General features: G+C 70.5%; 14 protein-coding genes. 8 read left to right on the forward strand and 6 right to left on the reverse strand.

All coding sequences use genetic code 11. The features are described from left to right. Positions 1 to 2: 2 nt before the first annotated feature. Genes ABFX55_RS41115 through ABFX55_RS41125 form a run of 3 tightly spaced genes read right to left on the reverse strand, consistent with a single transcriptional unit; the run spans position 3 to position 3,893 of the window. Positions 3 to 908: an RIO2 family protein gene (locus ABFX55_RS41115; protein ID WP_346128810.1), complete on the reverse strand. Its 906-nt coding sequence runs from the start codon at positions 906 to 908 to the stop codon at positions 3 to 5. Beyond that, positions 901 to 2,199: a hypothetical protein gene (locus tag ABFX55_RS41120; protein ID WP_346128811.1), complete on the reverse strand. Its 1,299-nt coding sequence runs from the start codon at positions 2,197 to 2,199 to the stop codon at positions 901 to 903. Before ABFX55_RS41120 ends, ABFX55_RS41115 begins: the two co-directional genes overlap by 8 nt. Next, positions 2,196 to 3,893, reverse strand: coding sequence for a Wzz/FepE/Etk N-terminal domain-containing protein (locus tag ABFX55_RS41125; RefSeq protein ID WP_346128813.1), 1,698 nt, complete (start codon positions 3,891 to 3,893; stop codon positions 2,196 to 2,198). The genes ABFX55_RS41120 and ABFX55_RS41125 overlap by 4 nt, the downstream gene beginning before the upstream one ends. A 249-nt stretch (positions 3,894 to 4,142) precedes the next feature. Between ABFX55_RS41125 and ABFX55_RS41130 the strand changes: the two genes are divergently transcribed. Next, complete coding sequence (locus ABFX55_RS41130; protein WP_346128814.1) at positions 4,143 to 5,207, forward strand: glycoside hydrolase family 26 protein; 1,065 nt, start codon at positions 4,143 to 4,145, stop codon at positions 5,205 to 5,207. Here ABFX55_RS41130 and ABFX55_RS41135 read toward each other — a convergent pair. From ABFX55_RS41135 to ABFX55_RS41145, 3 genes are read right to left on the reverse strand one after another with little or no spacing between them, the layout of a single operon-like run. Further along, entirely contained in the window at positions 5,152 to 6,042 is an 891-nt protein-coding gene (locus ABFX55_RS41135) for a sulfite exporter TauE/SafE family protein (protein ID WP_379479061.1), read from the reverse strand. The genes ABFX55_RS41130 and ABFX55_RS41135 overlap by 56 nt on opposite strands. After that, entirely contained in the window at positions 6,030 to 7,259 is a 1,230-nt protein-coding gene (gene cysC / locus ABFX55_RS41140) for an adenylyl-sulfate kinase (RefSeq protein WP_346128817.1), read from the reverse strand. Before cysC ends, ABFX55_RS41135 begins: the two co-directional genes overlap by 13 nt. 43 nt (positions 7,260 to 7,302) lie before the next feature. Continuing rightward, positions 7,303 to 8,031 (reverse strand): methyltransferase domain-containing protein, encoded by a 729-nt coding sequence (locus tag ABFX55_RS41145; protein WP_346128818.1) that lies wholly within the window; start codon positions 8,029 to 8,031, stop codon positions 7,303 to 7,305. Positions 8,032 to 8,225: 194 nt separating this feature from the next. Between ABFX55_RS41145 and mfd the strand changes: the two genes are divergently transcribed. The 7 genes from mfd (at position 8,226) to ABFX55_RS41180 (ending at position 16,698) form a co-directional block, all read left to right on the forward strand. Then, positions 8,226 to 11,714, forward strand: a complete 3,489-nt coding sequence (gene mfd / locus ABFX55_RS41150) for a transcription-repair coupling factor (protein ID WP_346128819.1) — start codon at positions 8,226 to 8,228, stop codon at positions 11,712 to 11,714. Between the two features lie 29 nt (positions 11,715 to 11,743). Then, a complete protein-coding gene (locus ABFX55_RS41155; protein ID WP_346128821.1) occupies positions 11,744 to 12,334 on the forward strand; it encodes a SurA N-terminal domain-containing protein in 591 nt (196 codons plus the stop codon). 1 nt (position 12,335) lies between these two features. Further along, the gene (locus tag ABFX55_RS41160) at positions 12,336 to 13,250 is read left to right on the forward strand and encodes a nucleoside triphosphate pyrophosphohydrolase (RefSeq protein ID WP_346128823.1); all 915 of its coding nucleotides are present in this window, start codon (positions 12,336 to 12,338) and stop codon (positions 13,248 to 13,250) included. Positions 13,251 to 13,366: 116 nt separating this feature from the next. Continuing rightward, a complete protein-coding gene (gene eno, locus ABFX55_RS41165) occupies positions 13,367 to 14,644 on the forward strand; it encodes a phosphopyruvate hydratase (protein WP_346128824.1) in 1,278 nt (425 codons plus the stop codon). Positions 14,645 to 14,787: 143 nt separating this feature from the next. Further along, positions 14,788 to 15,225 (forward strand): FtsB family cell division protein, encoded by a 438-nt coding sequence (locus ABFX55_RS41170; protein ID WP_346128826.1) that lies wholly within the window; start codon positions 14,788 to 14,790, stop codon positions 15,223 to 15,225. Continuing rightward, on the forward strand, positions 15,212 to 15,754 hold the full coding sequence (locus ABFX55_RS41175; protein ID WP_346128827.1) for a DUF501 domain-containing protein: 543 nt from the start codon (positions 15,212 to 15,214) through the stop codon (positions 15,752 to 15,754). The genes ABFX55_RS41170 and ABFX55_RS41175 overlap by 14 nt, the downstream gene beginning before the upstream one ends. After that, a complete protein-coding gene (locus ABFX55_RS41180) occupies positions 15,751 to 16,698 on the forward strand; it encodes a Ppx/GppA phosphatase family protein (RefSeq protein ID WP_346128829.1) in 948 nt (315 codons plus the stop codon). Before ABFX55_RS41175 ends, ABFX55_RS41180 begins: the two co-directional genes overlap by 4 nt. Positions 16,699 to 16,725: the final 27 nt, after the last annotated feature.

The raw sequence follows: 16,725 nt of genomic DNA on the forward strand, positions 1-16,725 counted from the left end.
GTTCACGTGAGCAGCTCCTGATGATCGACAAGCGGGTTCAGCCAGTTCTCAGGGGGGCCTAGGGGCTCGTAGCCGTCGGCGGCGTGCCGGTCGGCGAGCGCGATGAGGTAGCGGATCACGGTCAGCCTGGCCTGGGCCGACGACAGGCCGAGTGGCGCGAGCACTCGCACCGACTGGGCGAGGCAGGCCCTGGCGGCCTGGTCGGGCGGCATGCGGCGCAGCGCGCGCTGGAAGAGGTGGTGGGCGGCGTCGAAACCTGGAGGGACGCCCACCTCGTAGCGTTCCCAGTCCCACACGTGCAGCCGCCCGTCGCCGGTCGGCGCGATGTTCCACGGGGACAGGTCGCCGTGCCAGGCGGGCCCCGCGTGCCCGCCGGTCGCGGCGATCTCCTTGACGGCCGAGATGAGCAGGGAGGGCGCGATCCTGCCCCTGCGCACGGGCAGCGCGGACATCGCCAGGACGGCCAGGCCGTTCCACATCCCGTGGTGCAGCACGATCGGCGGCACCACGGTCTTCAACGGCAGGTCGGCCAGCCTCTTCAGCGTGGCGGCCTCGTTGGTGATGAGGTCGCGGGACTGGGGCGTGTCGCCGATCTTCACGAAGGCGACGCGCTCGCCGTCCGCATGGAGCTCCAGGATCGGCTTGCGGTTGGCACGGCGCGCGGGCCGTACGTGGAGGGTGGCGCGCACGGGCGTGCCGAACACCTCGCCCAGATGGGTCTCGATCGACCCCTCGACCGGCAGCATGACCTTCGGCCCGAACGCGGCGTGCCACCAGCGGCGCGGCGTCAGACGCCGGGGGAGTACGGCATGCGGCAGCAGGCTGTAGGGGTGTGGCGCGCCGGGACCCGGATAGAGCAGGCGGACGGTCTGGCCGAGATAGCGCAGCCTGATGCGGGCATCACGCATGAGCGTTCCTCCACAGGAGGGCGAAGGAGATGAGGTAGAGGCTGAGCGGCGTGACCAGACCGTCGTAGACGAACATGTAGAGCAGCACGAGAAGCATCACGAGCACCCCAGCCAGGCCGATCGGGCTGCGATCGGGCCAGTGGCGGCGGATGGCGCCGACGAAGAAGGCGACGTAGAGCGCCGCGCCGACGAATCCCTGCGTGATGATCAGGTGCCACAGCTGGCCGTCGCTGCCCAGCGGAGGGTGTCCGCACTCGGTGCACCAGTCGGTCTTGCCGGTGGTGATCGTGCGGTGGTTGCCCATGGCGTTGCGGGTGTTGCCGTAGCCGATGAACGGTGAGCCGCCCGCCGCCCTGACGGTGGCCGAGACGGTGAAGGCTCTGATGTCGTTGCTGTGCGGGTTGTCGATCCGCTGGGTGACCAGGTCGGCCAGGGGGCTGGCGGCGAACACCGCCGCGCCCACCAGCCCCGCCGCGCAGATGGCCAGACGGGTGCGCCCGCCGACCCGCACGACCAGGTAGAGCGCCGCCAGGCCGAGGCCGATCCACAGGCCGCGGTTGAGCGAGTAGACGACGGGGACGGCGGCGGCCGCGATGAGCAGCACCGCCACGGCCTTCCTGCGCGGCCCGCCGTACACCCACCAGCCCACCACGAACCAGACGAGCAGCACCGACAGGTTGCTGCCCCAGGCGTTGGCCCACTCGAAGGGAGCCTCGGGGCGAGGTGAGGCGTGCCCGAGCACCTTCTGGATCTGGGCGGCGGTGGGGTGGATCAGGTTCTGGACGAAGGGGTTGCCGCCGATCCAGCCAGGCAGGACGCGTTCGAGCGGCGAGGTGAAGGCGAAGCTCGGAAAGAGCACGCCGAGCAGCCCGCCCGCCACGGTGGTGAGGAAGAGCACGCCGAGCATCCGCACCAGGCGCAGCTGCGGCAGCTCGCGCTCGGTGAGGTTGCCGAGGTAGAGCACCATGACCATGAGCGAGACGTAGAGCGCGAGGCGCATGACGTAGCCGAAAATCCTGCCCGCGCCGAACTCGCCGTAGGTGTCGGGCGGCATCTCGGTCAGCATCAGCGCGCTGACCACGTACCCGGCGAGCAGGAGCGCCCACAGCCCGAGGCCGCGCGGCACCCTGATCGGACGCCTGCGCCACAGGACGTACGCCATGGGGAAGGAGAGGACGATCACCGCGAGGCCGCCGAAGCCGAGCGCCCACCACACGGGATAGCCGACCAGCAGGGCCGCGATCGGCCATGCCGCCCGGCTCCGCGTGGTGGGGGCGTCGGGCAGCGTCACGTGTCGGACACCTGTGGAATCGGCGAGGTGTCGGCCGCCTCGGTCCTCCTGGCCTGCTCCGTCGCGTTCCCGCGGGAGACGGCGACACCTGGATCCTTTCCCGCGGAGCGGCCCGGCGTCTTCCCCGGGGAGATCTCTGACGACTTTCCCGGGAAGAGGACGTCGCCCGTGACCGGGCTCATCCCGTTGACCGGCCTGCCCGTCACCCCCTGCCGCGGCGAGGGAGGACCGGCGGCCGCGCCGTCGGGAAGGGCGGGCAGGGGCCCCACGGACGCGGGACCCGCAGGCGCGGACCCGCCGGAAGCGCGCGCCACCGGCGTGTGATCCACCGGTGTGTGGTCCAGTGACGTGTGGTTCACCGACGAACGCCCGGTCTCGGTCGCCTCGGAAGCAGCAGGCCCGCCGCGTGAGGACGCGGCCGACGCGTCTCCCGAGAGGCCTGCGGTCCCGCTCTCCGAGGATGCGGCCGCCCTGGGCCGTCCACGGGCCGGACGCGGGGTCTTCGGGGAAGCGGCGGTCGCGCTCCCTGCGGCGGCCACGCCGCCGACCGTCACCGCTCCGATGATCGGCACCCCGTGCCGGTCCAGACGCCGTACGGCCAGCGAGACGTCCCCCGCCCGAGCCGCCGCCAGCCCGACGACCAGCAACGCACCCTCCGCCCTGGCCAGATCCCCAACGTCGGACCCGTCGAGCAGCTCGATCCCCGCGCGGCCCCCCAGCGGCTCGACCGCCGCGGTGCCCAGCGAAGGGGGCACCGCGCGCACCAGCAGCGAGGAGCCGGGGCAGGCGGCCACGACCGACGAGGCCAGGTCGTGCATCGCCGAGGGATCGGCGGGACCCGACAGGTCCGCGAGCACCGGCAGCCCCGTCAACCGCTCGACGTCGCAGGGAGCGCGCAGACCCGTGTCGAGCTTGTCGCGGCCGTAGGCGGCCGCCGCGCCGGTGAGCAGTCCGAGCATGATCCCGCTGCCCAGGTAGAGCGGCAGGCTGGGTGAGCTGGGCGAGGTCGGCTCGGCCGCCTGGCTGATGACGTAGCCGGGTGTCACCGCGACGGTCTTGAGCGCGTCGTACTTCATGGTCAGGCTGTAGACCTGCCTGCTGAGCACGTTCTGGCGCTGGCCCGCGATGGTGTGGTCCGCCGTGCCCTTGCGCAGCTCGGCCACCTCCTCCACCGCCTTGGCCATGCTCTTGTTGACCTGTTTCAACTTGGTGAGCAGGGCCTTGAGCTGGGTGGTGAGCGCGGCCTGCGCGGTCTCGGCGCGGTGGGCCAGATAGGCCTGGGCGTAGGCGCGCGACTGGGCCGCGGCCCTGGCAGGAGTGGTCTCCGTGACGGTGATGGACAGCACGGAGGAGTTCGGGGGGACCGTCACCTCGGCGGGCGAGGGCGTGGCCTTGAGCAGTGCGGCGGCCTTGGCCGCGACGACCGCGGACTGGGCGATCTGGGCCTCGGTGTCGAGGTTGAGCGCCTCGCGCTGTCTTCCCGTCACCTGGTTGGGCTGTTCCTGCACGCCGGTGGCGGCCACGAGGACCTGCGTCGTGGCGGTGTAGGCGGGCGGGGTGAGGCGTAGCAGCGCGGCGCCGCCGAGCACGCCGGTGAGCAGGCAGAGCAGGAAGGCGACCTTGCGTCTGCGGAGCAGGGAGACGTGCTCGGCCAGGTCCACGCCAGAGCGGTGCGGGTGAAGGTCCGGCGACATGAAGAGCGTTCTCCCTGTAGTCGCGGCGCGACTGTGAGTGACTGGGGTCTGGTCACTATAGGGGCGACGAACATTTCCCGGCTGAATAACGAAGATTTTCGCCGCTCACCCGGATCAAATTTCGCGAATTAATTAGAAATGTCGGTGTTGTGACCTGAGAAGTTCGCGACACCGCAGGTCGCGGGCATGGCAGGGTATTCCGCATCACGGCGAGGGCGGGAAAGACTTATGGAGGGAAGTGGAGGCGACTTGCGTCTCAGAAAAGCGACGGCCCTGATTCTGCTCGCCGCGTTGCCGGCCTGTTCCCAGGCGTCGGGCACGGCGAGAAAGTCACAGACCGACACGCACACCGAAGCGAGGGTCAACGGCCTGCTCGGCATCACCGAGTCGCCGGCGTGCGCGGTGACGGCCAAGCTCATCCCGTCCTGCGGGGCGTGGTGGGGCATCGCGCCGGAGATCTTCACCGGGCTCCCGCCCGACCGCGCGCTGGCGGGGGCGGAGGAGCGGATGGGCCGCGCCGCCGACATCCTGCACGTCTACCACAGGTCGAACGAGCTGTTCCCCAACGACAGGGAGGTCGCGCTGGCCCGCGACCCGTCCCACCGGCGGCTGCTGCTGATCAACTGGAAGCCGTCGTTCGACGTCACCTGGGCCGAGATCGCCAAGGGGGCGCTCGACAGGCGCATCGACAGGCTGGCCGACCACATCAGGCAGACCTTCCCCGAGCAGTTCTTCCTCACCGTCCACCACGAGCCTGAGGACGACGTCAGGGCGAACCCCGGCTCGGGCATGACGGCCACCGACTACGCCGCGATGTTCCGCCACGTGGTGCAGCGCCTGCGGGAGAAGGGGGTGAAGAACGCGGTCACGGTCATGACCTACATGGGCGCGCCCAACTGGGCCTCGCAGCCGTGGTTCGAGCAGCTCTACCCCGGCGACGACGTGGTCGACTGGGTGGCGATGGACCCCTACGCCGACGCCAGGGTCCGCGACTTCGACGGCCTGGTCAACAAGACCAGGAAGGACCACGCCCGCTGGCCGGGCTTCTACCGGTGGATGCAGTGGCGCTTCCCCGGCAAGCCCATCATGGTCGCGGAGTGGGGGGTGTTCGGCGACGAGCGCAAGGGCGCCTTCTACGATTCGGTGCGCCGGCAGGTCAAGCGGTATCCGCAGATCAAGGCGCTGGTCTACTTCGACTCCCCTCGCGCGCCGAGGGGCGACACGAGGTTCGACACCGACCAGAGCGCCGGGCGGGCCTTCACGGCACTCGCAACCGATCCTCACTTCTCCGCGACGAGCGTGCCGCGACCATGAGCCCGGCGCCGCCGAGGAGCACGGCCCCGCCCACGATCCAGAGCGTGGCGGTGTTCCCCACGCCGAGGAGCTTGAGCGCCGAGGCGAGCAGCACCACGGCGAGCAGGGCCCTGATCGGGCCGTTCGGGGCCCATGCCGAGACCCGCGCGCCGAGGTAGACGCCGGGGATCGAGCCGAGCAGCAGCGAGACGGTGAGGTCGAGCTGGAAGTCGCCGAAGAACAGGTGGCCGAGCGCCGCGGCTGAGACCAGGGGCACCGCCTGCACCAGGTCGGTGCCCACGAGCTGGTTGGCCTTGAGCGCGGGGTAGAGCGCGAGCAGCGCCACGATGATGAGGGAGCCCGACCCCACGGAGGAGACGCCGACGACAAGGCCGCCAACTGTACCGACCAGTACGGTCGGAATTGGGCGCACGACAATGTCGCGGGCGCTCGACGAGCCTCCCTTGTCGCCGAGCCACGCCTTCAGCGCCAGCCCCGCGACGGCGAGCAGCAGCGCGATGCCGAGGGCCGTCTTCACCGCCTGCTGGACGGCGGCGCCTTCGCCGAAGGCGCGCACCAGGAAGACCCCGCTGAAGGCGGCCGGCACCGAGCCCAGGCACAGCCAGCCGACAAGGCGCATGTTGACGGTGCCCCTGCGCAGGTGGACGACCCCGCCGACCGGCTTCATGATCGCGGAGGCGACCAGGTCGCTCGAGACGGCGGCCAGAGGGGGCACGTTGAAGAAGAGCATCATCATCGGCGTCATGAGGGCGCCGCCGCCCATGCCGGTCAGTCCGACGATGATCGCGACCAGAAAGGACCCGACCACCAGGGGAAAGTCGATCAACGTACCCATCCTCCGCTTCGGAGCGTGTCGAGGACGCGGGAGACTGCGGCCTCGATCGAGATGTGCGTCGTGTCGATGACCAGGTCGGCGTCGTCGGGCTCCTCGTAGGGGTCCGACACGCCGGTGAACTCGGGGATCTCGCCCGCGCGGGCCCTGGCGTACAGGCCCTTGCGGTCGCGCCGCTCGCACTCCTCCAGCGGCGTGGAGACGTGCACCAGCAGGAAGTCGGCGCCCACCGACTCGACCGAATCCCTGACCTCGGCGCGGGTGGCCTCGTAGGGCGCGATGGGGGCGCAGATGGCCAGGCCGCCGTGCCTGGCGGCCTCGGTGGCGACGAAGCCGATGCGGCGGATGTTGAGGTCGCGGTCGGACTTGGAGAAGGTCAGACCCTTGGACAGCAGGTGGCGCACCACGTCGCCGTCGAGGTAGGTGACCGTGCGGCCGCCGAGTTCGAGCAGCGCGTCGCGCAGGCCCCTGGCGATCGTGGACTTGCCCGAGCCCGACAGGCCGGTGAAGAAGACCACGAGGCCGCGCCGGTGCGGAGGGCCGGGCAGCGTGACGGGCTCGGGACCGGCCAGGTGCTCGGCGGCGCCGTAGGCGGTCGCGACGTGCTCGCGCAGCTCGAGGTCGATCTCCTTGTCCTCGCGCGGCGCGAGGGGGACCGAGACCACGAGCGTGCCCTCGGGCAGCTTCTCTCGCGCCTTCAGCGCCGCTCGCACGAGCGCGGGGCCGCCCTCGCCGTACGCCAGGGGAAGCAGCAGGACGGTCGCGTCGAGCTCCTCGGCGACGGCGATGATCTCCTGCGCGCTGAGGTCGTCGAGCGGGCCTCGCATGGTGACGGCGAGCGTGGGACGGCCCGCGAGCTCCTTGCGGACCTCGTCGGGGGAGCGGCGCAACCTGGCGAAGGGGCCGTGCTCGGCGGCGCCGAGCGCCTCGAGCGGCCCGGCGACCAGCCCGTCGTGGCCACTCTCCGTCACCGTGAGGACGGCAAGCGCCGCGCCCTCGGGATCGAGCAGCGTGATCCGGTCGCCCGCCTGCGCTCCTGGCACCCGCAGGGTGACGGGCGCGGGCCACGGGGTGCCGTCGGCGAGCGCGCCGTGCGCCTCGACCTCGTGCAGGTCGTCATGCCCGAGGAAGCCGGTCAGTGGCTGGAAGGCCCCGGAAAGGAGCAGCTCCAAGTCGGCGAGCTCGCGCTGGTCGGGGTTCCACTGGAGGTTCGCCGTCATCGCTCCACAATTCCGATCGACTTAGTCGGATTACCTTACCCCGTCATATCAACCGGGCGAAATGATTGTGGGGCTTCCTGATGACCATCGTCACCTCGTCGTAGGAAGAGGTGAACCTGCCGCGCGAGAGCTTGTCCACCACACGCACGACCGCCGAGCCGATGCGTCCCCTCGCCGGACCGCTGACGGTCGTGACGTCATCGGTGATCATCAGCCCGCGCATCAGGCAGAAGGCGTGTATGCCCTCGCGGGAGGTCACCGGCTCGTAGACGGCGGGCAGCGGCCCCGCGATCTGCTCCCTGACCTCGGACCGCACGAGGCGCCGCCACAGCAGGCGGCGCAGCCACGAAGGGGTGAGGCGGTCGCACAGGCCGTAGGCGGTCGACCTGTCGCGCATGCGCAGCAGCAGCAGCCCGCCAGGGCGCAGGCCGTTGAGCATGCGGTCGAGGACGAGCTCGGCGTACTGGATGCGCTCGATGACGAACGTCACCTGGACCACGTCGAACGAGCGCGGTGGGATCGGGACCGAGCGAAGGTCGCCGAGTGTCCACGCGTGGAGGTCGGTGCGGTCGGGCATCAGCGCCCTGACCGCGGGCAGGTCCTCGTCGACGCCGGTGACCCTGGCGCCGAACCTGTCGAGGTAGGGCGGCGGGTCGTGGGCGCACCCTGCGACGAGCAGGTCGATCCTGCGCCCCAGTTCCTCGCTCCCCTGCTCACGGATTCGCTGCTCGAAAAGGTCGCCTCTGTGGGCGACCGACCGCACGTCAGCCATGTCACCCAGGGTAATCACATCAACCCGATCCGTTAGGTATTTCCATCGGAGCGGCCCCTGCCCAGGTGGAGCAGGGCGATGCGGGGTGGAGGGCGTGCGGCTGCAGCGGTGGAAGTACCCTGGACGGGCAGACCCCGCGACCTCACCCGGCCGGGGGTAGTCGTGTTGCCGCCGTGGGGCTGAGGGCGTATCTGATGAGTCTTTCCGGGCTGCTTGACCTTGTTGCCGCCGACCCGAAGCTGGCCGCCGTCCTGAAGCAGGGCGGCGATGTCTCCTTGGTCGCGCCGGCCGCGCTGCGCCCTTTCGGTGTCGCGGCGCTGGCCGAGCGCGAGCGGCGCACCGTGCTCGCCGTCACCGCGACGGGTCGTGAGGCCGAGGATCTGGCCTCGGCGCTCACGAGCCTCATCGAGCCCGCCACCGTGGCGATCTTTCCCGCGTGGGAGACACTGCCGCACGAGCGGCTGTCGCCGCGCAGCGACACCGTGGGACAGCGGCTGGCCGTCCTGCGCAGGCTCGCCCACCCGGTGTCGGGCGACCCCACCGCGGGCCCGCTGTCGGTGATCGTCGCGCCGATCCGCGCGGTGCTGCAGCCGATCGTCAAGGGCCTCGGCGACCTCGAGCCGATCAGGCTGCGCGCGGGCGACGACGCCGACCTCGACGACGTGGTCGACCGGCTGGTCCAGAACGGCTACGCCAGGGTCGACATGGTGGAGAAGCGCGGCGAGGTCGCCGTGCGCGGCGGCCTGCTCGACGTGTTCCCCCCGACGGAGGAGCACCCGCTGCGCCTGGAGTTCTGGGGCGACACGGTCGAGGAGATCCGCTGGTTCAAGGTGGCCGACCAGCGCTCGCTCGAGGTGGCCGACGACGGCCTGTTCGCGCCGCCGTGCCGCGAGCTGCTGCTGACCGCCGACGTGCGGGAGAAGGCGGCCGCGCTGGCGCACGAGCACCCCGCGCTGGCCGAGGTGCTCGACCAACTGGCCGAGGGCATGCCGGTCGAGGGCATGGAGGCGTTCGCGCCCGTGCTGGCGGGCGAGATGGACCTGCTGATCGACCACCTGCCGGGGAACGCGGCGGTGTTCGTCTGCGACCCCGAGCGCATCAGGGGCAGGGCGGAGGAGCTGGTCAGGACCAGCCAGGAGTTCCTTGAGGCGTCGTGGATCAACGCGGCGGCGGGGGGCGAGGCGCCGATCGACCTCGACGCGGCCGCCTTCCGCACGCTCGAGGAGGTCCGCGACCAGGCCGACTCGCTCGGCCTGCCGTGGTGGACGATGGCGCCCTTCGGCGAGGGCGTCGAGCTCGACGCACACGACAGCGAGGCCTACAGGGGCGACACGCAGAAGGCCCTGGCCGACATCAAGGGCTGGCTGGGCGAGGAGAAGTCCGTGGTGCTGCTCAGCGAGGGCATGGGCCCCGCCGAGCGGATGGTCGAGCTGCTCAAGGGCGTGGACGTGCCCGCCCGCCTGTCGAGATACCTGGACACGGCGCCCGAGCCCAAGGTCGTGCACGTCAGCACCGGGCTGATCGAGCACGGCTTCGTCACGCCCGAGCTCGCCGTCCTCACCCATCTCGACCTGGTGGGGCAGAAGGCCAGCACCAAGGACATGCGCAGGCTGCCGAGCAGGCGGCGCAACATGGTCGACCCGCTCCAGCTCAGGGTCGGCGACCACGTCGTGCACGAGCAGCACGGAGTCGGCCGCTACGTCGAGATGGTCCAGCGCACCGTGCAGGGCGCCACCCGCGAGTACCTCGTCATCGAGTACGCCAAGGGCGACCGCCTCTACGTGCCGACCGACCAGCTCGACGAGGTCACCCGCTACGTCGGCGGCGAGGCGCCCACCCTCAACAGGATGGGCGGCACCGACTGGGCCAAGGCCAAGTCGAAGGCGAAGAAGGCGGTCAAGGAGATCGCGGGGGAGCTCATCCGCCTCTACAGCGCGCGGATGGCGAGCCCCGGGCACGCGTTCGCGCCCGACTCCCCCTGGCAGAGGGAGATGGAGGACGCCTTCCCCTACGCCGAGACGGGCGACCAGCTCGAGGCCATCGACGAGGTCAAGCGCGACATGGAGCGCGGCGTGCCGATGGACAGGCTCGTCTGCGGCGACGTCGGCTACGGCAAGACCGAGATCGCGGTGCGCGCGGCGTTCAAGGCCGTGCAGGACGGCAAGCAGGTCGCGGTGCTGGTGCCGACGACGCTGCTGGTGCAGCAGCACCTTTCCACTTTCAGCGAGCGCTTCTCCAGCTTCCCCGTCAAGGTGCGCCCCGTCTCCCGCTTCCAGACCGACGGCGAGGTGAAGGCGACGCTGGAGGGGCTCAGGTCGGGCGAGGTCGACCTGGTGATCGGCACGCACAGGCTGCTAAGCCCCGAGATCAGGTTCAAGGACCTCGGCCTGATCATCATCGACGAGGAGCAGCGCTTCGGCGTCGAGCACAAGGAGGCCATGAAGCACCTGCGCACCCAGGTCGACGTGCTGGCGATGTCGGCCACGCCGATCCCGCGCACCCTGGAGATGGGTCTGACCGGCATCCGCGAGATGTCGACGATCCTCACCCCTCCCGAGGAGCGTCACCCGATCCTGACCTTCGTCGGGCCGTACGACGAGAAGCAGCTCACCGCGGCGATCAGGCGCGAGCTGATGCGCGACGGGCAGATCTTCTTCGTCCACAACAGGGTGGCCTCGATCAACAGGGTCGCCGCGCGGATCAGGGAGCTGGTGCCCGAGGCGCGCATCGCGGTCGCCCACGGCCAGATGAACGAGCACCAGCTCGAGAAGATCATGGTCGGCTTCTGGGAGCGCGAGTACGACGTGCTCGTCTGCACCACGATCGTCGAGTCGGGTCTCGACGTGCCCAACGCCAACACGCTGATCGTCGACAGGGCGGACAACTACGGCCTGTCCCAGCTCCACCAGCTGCGCGGCAGGGTCGGGCGCGGTCGCGAGCGCGGCTACGCCTACTTCCTCTACCCGCCGGAGAAGCCGCTCACCGAGACCGCGCACGAGCGCCTCGCCACCATCGCGCAGCACACCGAGATGGGCGCGGGCATGTACGTCGCGATGAAGGACCTCGAGATCCGCGGCGCGGGCAACGTGCTGGGCGCCGAGCAGTCGGGCTTCATCGCGGGCGTCGGCTTCGACCTGTACGTCAGGCTCATGTCCGAGGCCGTGCAGGAGCAGAAGGCCAAGCTGTCGGGCGCGGAGGTCCAGGAGGAGCACCACGACGTCAAGGTCGAGCTGCCCATCAACGCGCACATCCCGCACGACTACGTCACCTCCGAGCGGCTGCGCCTCGAGGCGTACAAGCGCATCGCGGCCATCACCGCCGACGTCAACATCGACGAGGTGCGCGACGAGCTCACCGACAGGTACGGCAAGCCGCCCGTCGAGGTGGAGAACCTCCTGGAGGTCGCGCGCTTCCGCCTGAGGGCCCGCCGGGCGGGGCTGACCGACGTGACGCTCCAGGGGCAGAACATCAAGTTCGGCCCCGTCGAGCTGAAGGAGTCGCAGCAGGTCAGGCTCGACCGCCTGTACAAGAAGGCCCTCTACAAGGCGGCCGCGCAGACGCTGCTGGTCCCGGTGCCGAAGACCAAGCCGCTGGGCGGGGTGCCACTGCGCGACCTTGAACTGCTGAAATGGTGCTCGGACCTGGTCGAGGTCATGTTCCTGGAACCGGCGAGGGTAAAGTAAGCCGCGTTTCGTCGCGAAGGGATGCAAGGGTGAAGTCGATTCGAATGGCCGTCGCGGTCGCCGCGCTCGGAGTTGCGGTGAGCGCCTGTTCCTCGCCCGTCCAGGCCGGATCCGCGGCCGTCGTCGGTAACGAGCGCATCTCGGCCAGCGATCTGAACACGAACGTCAAGCAGCTCGAGAGCGCTCTGGCCAAGGCGCATATCCCGCAGTCGCAGCTGGGCCTGCCCGTCACGCAGTACGCGCTGCTGCAGATGGTCAACGTCGTGCAGTTCAGGCAGCTCGCCTCCAAGGCGGGCGCCAAGGTCACCGACGGTGAGATCGACCAGCTCATCGCCTCGCAGGGCGGCCTGGCCGCGCTCGAGAAGCAGACCCTGGCCCAGGGCGTGCCGCCCGCCTACACCCGCGAGTGGCTCGGCACCTCGATCGCCATCAACAAGATGATGCAGCAGTACGGCGGCGGCACCGACGAGGCCGCCAGGCAGCGCGGTCAGCAGAAGCTGATCGAGCAGGCCGCCGCGATCAAGGTGACCTACAGCCCTCGCTATGGCACCTTCGACCCCCAGAAGGGCTTCGTCGACGCGGGCCGTTTCGGCAAGCCGACCTCCGCCGCCCAGGGCTGAGATGCCGCTCGTCGTCGTCACCACCTCGCCCAGGGTCGCGCCAGGCGTCCTCAGCCACCAGGCCTGGCGGACGCTGTCCTCGGGCAGGGTGCTGACCGCCTCGGCCGACCACCCGCAGCTGCCCTACCTGGCCGAGGCGGGCATCGAGGTCGAGGTGGTCACCACCCCCGATCACGCCGCCCTGGTACGGCAGGCGGTCGACGACACGGTGGTCTGGCTGGCCGCCGAGGACGAAGGCTTCATGCGGGCGGTCGGCCACGCGGCCCTCGCGCTCGACGACCCGCCGGTGATCGAGGTCGTCCCCGGCTCCTACGACCTGCCGGGCGCGCGCGTGCTCGACCTGGTCGCGGTGATGGACCGGCTCAGGACCGAGTGCCCGTGGGATCGCAAGCAGACCCACGCCTCGCTGGTGCCGTACCTGATCGAGGAGGCCTACGAGGTCCAGCACGCGGTCGAGCAGGGCACCGGGCTGCGTGAGGAGCTCGGCGACGTGCTGCTCCAGGTCGCCTTCCACTCCAGGGTGGCCGACGACTTCGACATCGACGACGTGGCCGACGTGATCGTCGGCAAGCTGGTCCGCAGGCATCCGCACGTGTTCGGCGACGTGAACGTCGAGAGCGCCGACGAGGTCAACACCAACTGGGAGGCCATCAAGGCCACCGAGCGGGCGGGCAAGGACCTGTTCGACGGCGTGCCGATGGGCCAGCCCGCGTTGTCGCTGGTGGCCCAGCTCATCCGCAGGGCCGAGGCCGAGGGTGCGCCCGAAGGGCTGGCTCACGCGGTCGGCCAGGGCGTGGCGAGAGAGCTGTTCGACCTGGTACGGCGGGCGCAGGAGGCGGGGCTCGACCCTGAGGCCGAGCTGCGGGGCGCCGCGCTGGCCTACAGGGCGCGCGTGGAGGCCTGGGAATCGCGCTGACGGCGGCCCGCCGTCGTCGCGGCGGCGCACGCCGGAGGAGCCTCGATGGCGTACCGGCTGGTAGGGCTCGATAGGCTCGTATGGCAAACCGCCCTTCGACTCTAGGAGCGCCTGACGTGGCTTCCATCGAGGCCGTTTCCGCCCGCGAGATCCTCGACTCCCGGGGCAACCCGACAGTCGAGGTCGAGGTCCTCCTCGACGACAACAGCACAGGCCGCGCAGCGGTCCCCAGCGGCGCCTCCACCGGCGCGTTCGAGGCCGTGGAGCTCCGCGACGGCGACGAGCGCTACGGCGGCAAGGGCGTCGAGAAGGCCGTGCTGGGCGTCACCGACGAGATCGCCGACGAGATCCTCGGCATCGACGCCGACGAGCAGCGGATCATCGACCAGATCATGATCGACTTGGACGGCACGCCCAACAAGGCCAAGCTCGGCGCCAACGCCATCCTCGGCGTCTCGCTGGCCGTGGCCAAGGCCGCCGCCGACAGCGCCGACCTGCCGCTCTTCCGCTACCTCGGCGGCCCCAACGCCCACGTGCTGCCGGTGCCGATGATGAACATCCTCAACGGCGGCGCCCACGCCGACACGAACGTGGACATCCAGGAGTTCATGATCGCGCCGATCGGGGCCGACACGTTCCGTGAGGCCGTCCGCATGGGCACCGAGGTCTACCACGCGCTGAAGGCGGTGCTGAAGGAGAAGGGCTACGCGACGGGCCTGGGCGACGAGGGCGGCTTCGCGCCCAACCTGCCCTCCAACCGCGACGCGCTCGACCTGATCCTCGTGGCCATCGAGAAGGCGGGTTACACGCCGGGCGAGGACGTCGCGCTGGCCCTCGACGTCGCCGCCTCCGAGTTCCACAACGACGGCGTCTACACCATCGACGGCAAGGGCCTGTCGGCCGACGAGCTGATCGCCTTCTATGCCGACCTGGTCGCCTCCTACCCGCTGGTCTCCATCGAGGACCCGCTCGACGAGAGCGACTGGGAGGGCTGGAACAAGATCACCAAGGCGCTCGGCGACAAGGTCCAGCTCGTCGGCGACGACCTGTTCGTCACCAACCCCGAGCGCCTGCAGCGCGGCATCGACGAGGGCACCGCCAACGCGCTGCTCGTCAAGGTCAACCAGATCGGCACGCTGACCGAGACGCTCGATGCGGTCGACCTGGCCCACCGCAACGGCTACCGCTGCATGATGAGCCACCGCTCGGGCGAGACCGAGGACACCACGATCGCCGACCTGGCCGTGGCGACCAACTGCGGTCAGATCAAGACCGGCGCCCCCGCGAGGTCCGACCGGGTCGCCAAGTACAACCAGCTGCTCCGCATCGAGGAAATGCTCGACGACGCCGCGCGTTACGCGGGTCGCGCGGCTTTCCCCCGCTTCCGGCGCTAGTTTCTTGTACGGCCCCGCGTCAGGTCGAGGGGGCCCTTCCCCGACACCTGACACGGGGCCGCCAGGACGGGTTCGCGAACCCGCACCGGCCGCGCGGGCACTCCTGCGGCCCGGTGGGGCGCAGTGAGGCGGAGGGAGCATCCATGGCGAAACGACCGCAGTTGACGGGAAGGGCCGCGATCCTCGCGGTGGTCGTGTGCGCGATCGCCATGAGCCTCGCCTACCCTGTGCGCGAGTACGTCGCCCAGCGGCGGGCGATCTCCCAGCTCGAGGCCGACAAGGCCAAGGAGCAGGAGGAGCAGCGCAAGCTGACCGAGCGGCAGAAGCAGTTGCACGACCCCAACTACCAGAAGCGTGAGGCCAGGCGCAGGCTGCACTACTGCGGCGCCGGCGAGAAGTGCTACATGGTCGCCGACAAGGAGGCCAAGCGCGCCCAGGCGAGCACACGGCAGCAGCCGACCACCACGCCGCCCTGGTACGAGACGCTGTGGGAGTCGGTCGAGGCGGCCGACACCGGCAAGGGCGTCAAGGCCTCCACCGCGCCTGCCGCAGGAGAGAAGAAGGACGATGGAAAGCCATGACATCGCGGCGGTCGAGCAGCAGCTCGGCCGTCCGCCGCGGGGCCTGCGCGGGGTCGCGCACCGCTGCCCCTGCGGCAACCCCGACGTGGTCGAGACGGCGCCCAGGCTGCCCGACGGCACCCCGTTTCCCACGCTCTACTACCTGACCTGTCCCAAGGCCGCCTCCGCGATCGGCACGCTCGAGGGCTCTGGCCTGATGAAGGAGATGCAGGCCAGGCTCGCCGACGATCCCGAGCTGGCCGCCGCCTACCAGGCCGCCCACGACGACTACGTCGCCAGTCGCGACAAGGCCGCCGTGGAGGAGGGCATGGACCCGCTGCCGCGCGACATGCAGAGCACCGGCGGCATGCCGCTCAGGGTGAAGTGCCTGCACGCGCTGGTGGCGCACGAGCTGGCGGCGCCAGGGGCCAACCCGTTCGGCGCCGAGGCGCTCGAACGGCTGCCGAAGTGGTGGGCCGACGGGCCCTGCGTGCGGGTCTCCGACGAGCCGGGCGCGCCCGCCACGGGTGCGGAGGAGGAGGCCGGATGACCCGCGTGGCGGCCGTCGACTGCGGCACCAACTCCGTGCGCCTGCTGGTCGCCGACATCGACGGCGACAGGCCGGCCGACGTCGAGCGCCGCATGGAGATCGTCAGGCTCGGCCAGGACGTCGACAGGACGGGACGGCTGGCGCCCGAGGCGCTGGAGCGCACGTTCGCCGCGATGCGCGAGTACCGCAAGCTGATCGACCTGCACGGCGCTACGGCCATCAGGGTCGTGGCCACGAGCGCCACCCGCGACGCCGCCAACAGGCAGGAGTTCGTCGACGGGGTGCGCGAGATCTTCGGCGTGGAGCCCGAGGTCGTCTCAGGCGCCGAGGAGGCCGAGCTCTCCTTCACGGGGGCGACCAAGGGGCTGCTTCACCTGTCGGCCGAGACCGGGGTGCCCCAGGGGCCTTTCCCGCCGTACCTGGTGGTCGACATCGGCGGCGGTTCCACCGAGTTCGTGGTCGGCTCGGAGTCGGTCGAGGGCGCCCTGTCGGTCGACATCGGCTGCGTCAGGCTGACCGAGCGCCACCTGCGCGACGCGGGCGACCCGCCGGAGGCCGCGGCCCTCGAGCGGGTGGTGGCCGACATCGAGGCGGCGCTCGACAGGGTCGAGGCGGAGGTTCCCGTACGCCGGGCGCGCACCCTGGTCGGTCTCGCGGGATCGGTCACGACGATCGCGGGCATCGCGCTCGATCTGCCCGCTTACGATCCGGAGCGGATTCATCACTCGATTCTTTCCGCGCAACAGGTTCACGATGTGACGCGCCGCCTTCTCGCCATGACCCATGGTGAGCGCGCGGCCGTCCCTGTGATGCATCCTGGCCGGGTCGACGTCATTGGCGCGGGGGCGCTGATTCTCGACCGCATCGTCAGGCGTTTCGCGTTTCCGCAGGTCGTCGTGAGCGAACACGACATTCTGGACGGAATCGCCTACTCCATCTCCTGAAATTTCCACGATTTGGGACATTCGGCC

The sequence above is a fragment of the Nonomuraea roseola genome (genome assembly GCF_039535395.1).
GTDB classification, from domain to species: domain Bacteria; phylum Actinomycetota; class Actinomycetes; order Streptosporangiales; family Streptosporangiaceae; genus Nonomuraea; species Nonomuraea roseola.

Excerpts from the sequence above, each read along its gene's own strand:
- ABFX55_RS41115 (WP_346128810.1), bottom strand. The coding sequence starts at position 908 with ATGCGTGATGCCCGCATCAGGCTGCGCTATCTCGGCCAGACCGTCCGC.
- ABFX55_RS41125 (WP_346128813.1), bottom strand. The coding sequence starts at position 3,893 with ATGTCGCCGGACCTTCACCCGCACCGCTCTGGCGTGGACCTGGCCGAG.
- ABFX55_RS41135 (WP_379479061.1), bottom strand. The coding sequence starts at position 6,042 with ATGGGTACGTTGATCGACTTTCCCCTGGTGGTCGGGTCCTTTCTGGTC.
- cysC (WP_346128817.1), bottom strand. The coding sequence starts at position 7,259 with ATGACGGCGAACCTCCAGTGGAACCCCGACCAGCGCGAGCTCGCCGAC.
- ABFX55_RS41145 (WP_346128818.1), bottom strand. The coding sequence starts at position 8,031 with ATGGCTGACGTGCGGTCGGTCGCCCACAGAGGCGACCTTTTCGAGCAG.
- mfd (WP_346128819.1), top strand. The coding sequence starts at position 8,226 with ATGAGTCTTTCCGGGCTGCTTGACCTTGTTGCCGCCGACCCGAAGCTG.
- ABFX55_RS41160 (WP_346128823.1), top strand. The coding sequence starts at position 12,336 with ATGCCGCTCGTCGTCGTCACCACCTCGCCCAGGGTCGCGCCAGGCGTC.
- ABFX55_RS41170 (WP_346128826.1), top strand. The coding sequence starts at position 14,788 with ATGGCGAAACGACCGCAGTTGACGGGAAGGGCCGCGATCCTCGCGGTG.
- ABFX55_RS41175 (WP_346128827.1), top strand. The coding sequence starts at position 15,212 with ATGGAAAGCCATGACATCGCGGCGGTCGAGCAGCAGCTCGGCCGTCCG.
- ABFX55_RS41180 (WP_346128829.1), top strand. The coding sequence starts at position 15,751 with ATGACCCGCGTGGCGGCCGTCGACTGCGGCACCAACTCCGTGCGCCTG.